The 6,873-nt window shown below is 41.9% G+C and carries 3 protein-coding genes; 1 reads left to right on the top strand and 2 read right to left on the bottom strand.

From position 1 onward, the window contains the following. Positions 1-41 precede the first annotated feature (41 nt). Entirely contained in the window at positions 42-2,591 is a 2,550-nt protein-coding gene (locus Q0296_RS01245) for a retention module-containing protein (RefSeq protein WP_298035770.1), read from the top strand. Between the two features lies 1 nt (position 2,592). On the opposite strand, the gene Q0296_RS01250 is transcribed toward Q0296_RS01245, so the two are convergent. Then, a complete protein-coding gene (locus Q0296_RS01250) occupies positions 2,593-3,093 on the bottom strand; it encodes a DNA-deoxyinosine glycosylase (RefSeq protein ID WP_298035772.1) in 501 nt (166 codons plus the stop codon). 65 nt (positions 3,094-3,158) lie between these two features. Next, a complete protein-coding gene (nifJ, locus tag Q0296_RS01255; RefSeq protein WP_298035773.1) occupies positions 3,159-6,737 on the bottom strand; it encodes a pyruvate:ferredoxin (flavodoxin) oxidoreductase in 3,579 nt (1,192 codons plus the stop codon). Positions 6,738-6,873: the final 136 nt, after the last annotated feature.

Consider the following 6,873-nt stretch of genomic DNA (forward strand, 5'->3'; position numbering starts at 1 on the left):
AAATGTAACAATGTGACAAAAATAGTAAAGGGGAAAACATCATGTCAAACAAAATTGCAGTAGTAAAAAGCATAGATGGTGAAGGTGCAAAAGCCATAAATGGTTTGGGTGAGGTAAGAGAGCTTCACGTAGGCGACATAGTTTATGGTGGCGAAAAGATAGTGACTGATGGGGCTAACTCTAAGGTGACGATCGCTACTACTAATGGCAAAGAGGTGACATTGATAGGCAAGGATAGCTTAAATTTAGACCAAGAGATTCTGGGTGGTGAAAACATAGGTAGCAAAACCACAGCCAGTATAGATGACTTACAAAAGGCGATCCTAAGCGGTAAAGACCTAAACGCACTCGAAGAGACCGCAGCTGGTGGCAATGCTGGCGGAAATGCTAGTGGCGATGGGGTGAGCCTTGGTGCTGCTAGCTTTGCTGAGGGCGGACATTACTCAAATATCAATGAAAATTTTAGAAATTTAAATGGCTCTGGCAGAAATTTTGAATCTCCAGTTGGCTCAGTTGATGGATATGCTGACAATATATCAGATACAGGTTTTACACAACTTATATCTAAACCAACTTTAAGTATAGTAGCTCAACAAGATATGAGCGAAGATGGAATCTATGATGTATCTACTGGATATAGCAGATATCTAACTTTTGATTTTTCATTAAATAAGGCATTAAATGTCTTGCCAACTACTTTGAGCTTAAATTTTAGCGGCATAGATGGAAAAGATTATTATAAATCTATGAGCCAATATTCTATTGATGGTGGAAATAATTGGATATCACTCGGTAATAATCAAATATTCCTAAATGACCCAAATGATATCGCAAATTTAAAGGTTAGATATTATATTGCAGATGATTATGGACAAACACCAGGATATCAAAACGAAGGTGAAATGATTAAAGATTTGGGAGCAGGTATAGCGCCTGGCATTAATAATTTTGGAGACTACAAAAGAAATTTAACATTGAGTGTTACTAGTGATAATGATGAAATTCCAACCGTAAATGCAATTGGTGCGATAATAGATAATGATAATAACATCTTAATAGATCAAGATATAGATGGTGTAAATTTAGACACAGGCAGTGGTGACGATACAATAAAGATGACTTCAAAAGCTGTAAATTCGTATATAAAAGAGAGTTATTATGGTGATAATAAACTAATACTTGAAGGCGCAGGTTTAGATAATACGACAATAAGGGCAGGTCAAAATGATGAGGTTTTGATAAAAGATTCTGAGCTAAAAAACAATTCAACAATAAGCACAGGAGATGGTATTGATAGCGTTGATATAGAAAATTCAAAACTTTTTAATAGTGCTATAAATGTAGGTGATGGCTCACTTGATAATACTGAAGTTATAAATATTAAAAATTCAGAGTTGGCAGATGCGTCAATAGCCGCCGCTAATACTAAGCTTGAGTTAAACATAGATAAAACATCGGTAGTAAAAGGTATAGACATTAGAAGTGGCAAAGGAGATGATCTTATAAATATCCATACTAGTATCTTAAAATCTGATACTCTTTATAACACGATTATTACAGGAAACGGAAAAGATACTATAAATATAGATAGTGGTGCAACAATCGACGAAGTTATGATAGAAACACAACTAGGTGATGACACGATTAATATAAATGATGCGACTATTACTGGTGGCATCATAAGCACAGATGGTCTTGAGAGTATAAGCCCAATAGATAAAGATACTTTCAACATAAAGAATTCGACATTAAAAAATGGCGTAAGACTTTATGGCGGACTAGATACAGATACTTTTAATATAGAAAATATCACTGTGGATCAAAATGGGTATGGCGGTGACTCTTTTGCTATTGATGGTGGTAGAGGTAATGACATTTTCAATATAAGAGGCACGATCGATGGTAAATTTAACGATGCTAGGGTAGGGTATTTATCTGAAGTTATCTCTGGAGGAGATGGTGATGATACTGTAAATTTTGAAAGCGACTCGGTTGTGAACTACTCTAAAATTTATGGAGAATGGAGTGGCTATATCGGCAATGATACGTTTAATATAAAAAATGGTGCCACTTTAAATAACTCTATGATATGTGGCATGGATGGCAATGATACGTTTAATATAAAAAGTGGTGCTACGTTAAACGATACGCAAATTTATGGTGATGATTACAAAAATGAATGGGGTGCAACTGGCAACGATATCGTAAATGTGGAAAAAGGTGCAGTTTTAAATAATGTCTCTATCGATGGTGGAAGCGGTGAAGATACGTTGATAGTTCGAGAAAATAATGTCGACTTTTCAAAGGTTAAAAATTTCGAAAAACTATCTCTTGGTGGTGATGTGCAAAGCGATGGTAGTATAGTGGATAGCGAGAGTGCAAATTTGAGACTAAGTGCTGCCAATATTAAAGACATTTTGCGTGATACTGGAAAGACAGTATTAAAAATATATGGCGATAGTAGCGATAGGCTTGAGCTTGATGGCTTTGATGAGCACTCAGCTGTAAGTGCTGGAGGCTACACGAAATATGCAAGCCTTGATGGTACCATAAGCATAGAGATCAAAGACGAAGTTGTTTCAAGTTTCTGATCTACTCTAACTCCCTAACTACCATCGACCACTGATTTGCGAGCTTTTCAAGGTTAAATTTAGCATTTGCAGGGCTGGTTGATGGTAGTTTTATCACTTCATTTTTTGTTGCTTTTATGATCTCGCCCTCTAAGTATTTTTTGCAAATTTCATAAGCTTTGCCACCGTTTGCGTAGACTTGTGTGATATTTGCCTCTTTAAATATCGGATTTAAATTTACAGGTACGATCTTGCTCATTTTTGCGTCGTTTGAGCCCTTTATCTCGCATGATATCGCAGCGTCATATATTGCGATGTGATGGGAAAGTAGAAATTTTATCTTTTCATCTGTACTTTCTGGCAGCCGAGCGTTTAAGATCCCATCTAACACCCGCCAAAAGCGGTTTTGCGCATTTGTATAGTAAAAGCCAAATTTACGAGAGATGACAGAAGGGAAAGAGCCAAGGATCAAAATTTTAGAGTTTTTATCAAAGATTGGTTTAAAAGGATGCGTTTGGCTCATATTTTGCCTTTTAAATTTAATGAAATTTTCTCTTGCCGTTTAAATTTGACAAGAGAAATTTAAATTTACTCGGCGCTTTGCGTAGCTACGGCACTTTCTATTTCGTCGCTAAAATCAGCCAAGCTTAGGCGTTTTAGCTGGCGGTAGCGCCTTTGCGCGTCGGCCTTGTTTTTAGCTAGTAGCTCATCTGCATGCTCAGGGTTGGTCTTTTTAAGCGAGTTGTAGCGAACTTCGTTTAGCAAAAACTCTTCATAAAGCGACCAGTCTGGCTCTTTTGAGGTGATTTTAAGCGGATTTTGCCCCTCTTTTAAAAGGCGCGGATCGTATAGATATGTCGGCCAGTATCCGCACTTGGTCGCTAGCTCGCCTTGGCCGCCTGACTGAGACAAGCCGCCTTTGATGCCGTGGGCAATGCACGGAGAGTAGGCGATGATGAGGCTTGGGCCGTCATATGCTTCAGCCGCTGCGATCGCTTTTATCACGTTTGCTTGGCTTGCGTTTGAGTTGATCTGCGCGACAAATATGTTGCCATAGGTCATCGCGATGTAGCCAAGGTCCTTTTTCTGGGCTGGTTTGCCGCTAGCCGTAAACTGCGCTATCGAGCCTGCGCGGCTTGATTTTGAGCTTTGGCCGCCAGTGTTTGAATAAACTTCGGTGTCAAGCACTAGCACATTTACGTTCTCACCGCTTGCTAGCACATGGTCAAGTCCGCCAAAACCGATGTCATACGCCCAGCCGTCGCCACCGATGATCCATTGTGACTTTTTGACGAGAAATTTCTTAAGCTCTAAAATTTCTTTAACGCCCGGTGCGCTTAAATTTTGCTCTAAAATAGGCAATAAATTTTTCGTGATCTCTTGCGTTTTAACGCCATCATTTTTGAAATTTATCCAGTCGTTATAAAGCGCTGAAAGTGCGTTTGGCACGCTGTCTATGTTGTTTCTCATTATGTCTTCGATGCGGTGGCGCATGGTCTCTATCGCCACGTTCATACCCATGCCAAACTCAGCATTGTCTTCAAATAGCGAATTTGCCCACGCAACGCCCTTGCCTTCGTCATTTGTAGTGTACGGAGTAGATGGTGCAGAGCCGCCATATATCGAGCTACAACCAGTTGCATTTGCCACGATCATGCGCTCGCCAAAGAGTCTCGTAACAAGCCCTATATAAGGCGTTTCGCCGCAACCAGGGCAGGCACCGTGAAACTCAAATAGCGGCTGCGCAAAGCCAACGCCCTTGACGCTTTCTTTGCTCATCAGGTCGTCTTTATACGTAACCTTTTTAAATAGATAATCCGCGTTTTCTTGCTCGTTTTTCTCCATCTCCTCGGCTAGCGGTACCATGACGAGCGATTTTTCCTTGCTTGGGCAGTTTTGCGCGCACAGCTCGCAGCCGGTGCAGTCTAGTGGGCTTACTTGGATTTTATATTTTAGTCCTTTAACCTCTTTGCCTTTTGCCTCTAGGACGTGATCTTGCACGCTTTGTGGAGCTGCGCTAAGCTCGTTTTCGTCTATCAAAAATGGCCTTATTACAGCGTGCGGGCAGACAAATGCGCACTGGTTGCACTGGATGCAGTTTTGCTCGATCCATTTTGGCACCATGACGCCAACGCCGCGCTTCTCGTAAGCCGTCGTGCCAGCTTCAAAGTGTCCGTCCTCGTAGCCTATGAAGGCTGAGACTGGTAGGCTATCGCCTCTAGCTGCGTTTATCGGTTTTACGACGTTTTCGATGAAGCTGTTGCCGATGTATTTCTCCTCTTTTTGAGCTTCATCTGCTAAATTTGCCCACGCAGGATCGACTGGCACTTTTATGAGCCCGTTTGCGCCAACGTCGATAGCGTTGTAGTTCATCTGCACGATCGCCTCGCCCTTTTTAGCGTAGGCTTTGTGTGCGTACTCTTTCATATATTTTTGCGCATCTTCAAATGGTATGATGTCAGCAAGCTTGAAAAATGCCGACTGCATTATGGTATTTGTGCGGTTTTTGAGGCCGATATCGTGCGCTAGTTTGGTTGCGTTTATGATGTAGAAATTTATATTTTTGCTAGCTAAAATTTTCTTAACTTTATTTGGTAGCTTCGCTATGGTCTGCTCTGCGTCCCATATAGAGTTTAGCAAAAATGTGCCGTTTTCTCTGATGCCGTCAATAACGTCGTAAATTTCAAGATATGCAGCGACTGAGCAGGCTACAAAGTGCGGATTTGAGACGAGATAGGTCGAGCGGATCGGCTTTTTGCCAAAGCGAAGGTGCGAGCGTGTGTAGCCGCCCGATTTTTTACTATCGTAGGCAAAATATGCCTGCGCGTAAAGGTCGGTCTTATCGCCGATGATCTTTATCGAGTTTTTGTTTGCGCCCACGGTGCCATCAGCGCCAAGACCGTAAAATAAGCACTCTTTAACGCTCTCATCGCTTAGTGAAATTTTCTCTCCAGTTGGCAGCGACGTAAAAGTCACGTCATCGACGATACCCACCGTAAAGCCATCTCTTGGCTCGCTTTGGTTTAAATTTTCAAATACAGCTAGCATTTGCGCAGGATCGACGTCCTTTGAGCTTAGGCCGTATCTGCCGCCAACGATCACTGGAGCGTCCTTTTGGCCGTAAAATGCAGCTTTTATGTCAAGATATAGCGGCTCACCAAGACTGCCAGGCTCTTTTGTACGGTCAAGGACGGCTATTTTTTTTACGCTCTTTGGCATCACGTCAAAGAGATATTTTGTGCTAAATGGGCGGTATAAATGCACCTTGATGATGCCCACCTTTTCGCCTTTTGCGTTTAGATAGTCCACGACCTCTTCAAGAGTTTGCGTCACTGAGCCCATAGCTACGATGACACGTGTCGCTTCTGGGTCGCCGTAGTAGTTAAACGGCTTGTAGTCACGGCCAGTGATCTTTGAAATTTCGGCTAGGTAGTTTGCTACGATGTCTGGCACTGCGTCATAGAAGCGGTTGCTTAGCTCTCGTGTTTGAAAATATATATCGTCATTTTGCGCTGTGCCACGAGTTTTTGGGCTCTCTGGGCTTAGCGCATTGTTTCTAAATTTCTGCAACGCTTCGCGGTCAAGGAGTCTATCAAAGTGTGCGTAGTCAAGCACTTCGACCTTTTGAATTTCATGGCTCGTTCTAAAGCCGTCAAAGAAGTGTAAAAATGGCACTCTGCCCTTAATCGCTGCTAAATGCGCTACGCCAGCGATATCCATCACCTCTTGCACCGAGCCACTTGCTAGCATCGCAAAGCCAGTTTGACGACAGGCATAGATGTCTTGGTGATCGCCAAATATTGAAAGTGCCTGCGCTGCTAGAGAGCGAGCTGAGACGTGGATGACGCCAGGGAGGAGCTGGCCTGCTATTTTATACATATTTGGAATTTTTAAAAGTAGGCCTTGAGAAGCTGTGTAGGTCGTAGTTAGCGCACCAACTTGTAGCGAACCATGCACCGTGCCAGCTGCGCCGCCTTCGCTTTGCATTTCGACTACTTTTACTGGCATACCAAATAAATTTTTCTTGCCCTGCGCTGCCCAAAGGTCAGTGTAGTCAGCCATAGGCGAGCTAGGAGTGATAGGGTAAATTCCAGCTACTTCGGTAAATGCGTATGACGCGTAAGCTGCGGCCTCGTTTCCGTCCATAGTTTTCATTATTTTTGACATATTTCCGCCTTAAAATTATCTTAAAAATGGCTTTATTATAAGGAAAAAATCCAAAATTTGTCATTAATCTCTATCATTAAAAAATTAAAATTCATAAATAACTAAGATGTAAGTCAAATTTTAATATTGTAGGGGC

Source organism: uncultured Campylobacter sp. (assembly GCF_937890585.1).
Taxonomy (GTDB): Bacteria; Campylobacterota; Campylobacteria; order Campylobacterales; family Campylobacteraceae; genus Campylobacter_A.

What these genes read in the sequence shown, in the direction of transcription:
- Q0296_RS01245 (WP_298035770.1), top strand. Translation starts at nt 42, where the DNA reads ATGTCAAACAAAATTGCAGTAGTAAAAAGCATAGATGGTGAAGGTGCA.
- Q0296_RS01250 (WP_298035772.1), bottom strand. Translation starts at nt 3,093, where the DNA reads ATGAGCCAAACGCATCCTTTTAAACCAATCTTTGATAAAAACTCTAAA.
- nifJ (WP_298035773.1), bottom strand. Translation starts at nt 6,737, where the DNA reads ATGTCAAAAATAATGAAAACTATGGACGGAAACGAGGCCGCAGCTTAC.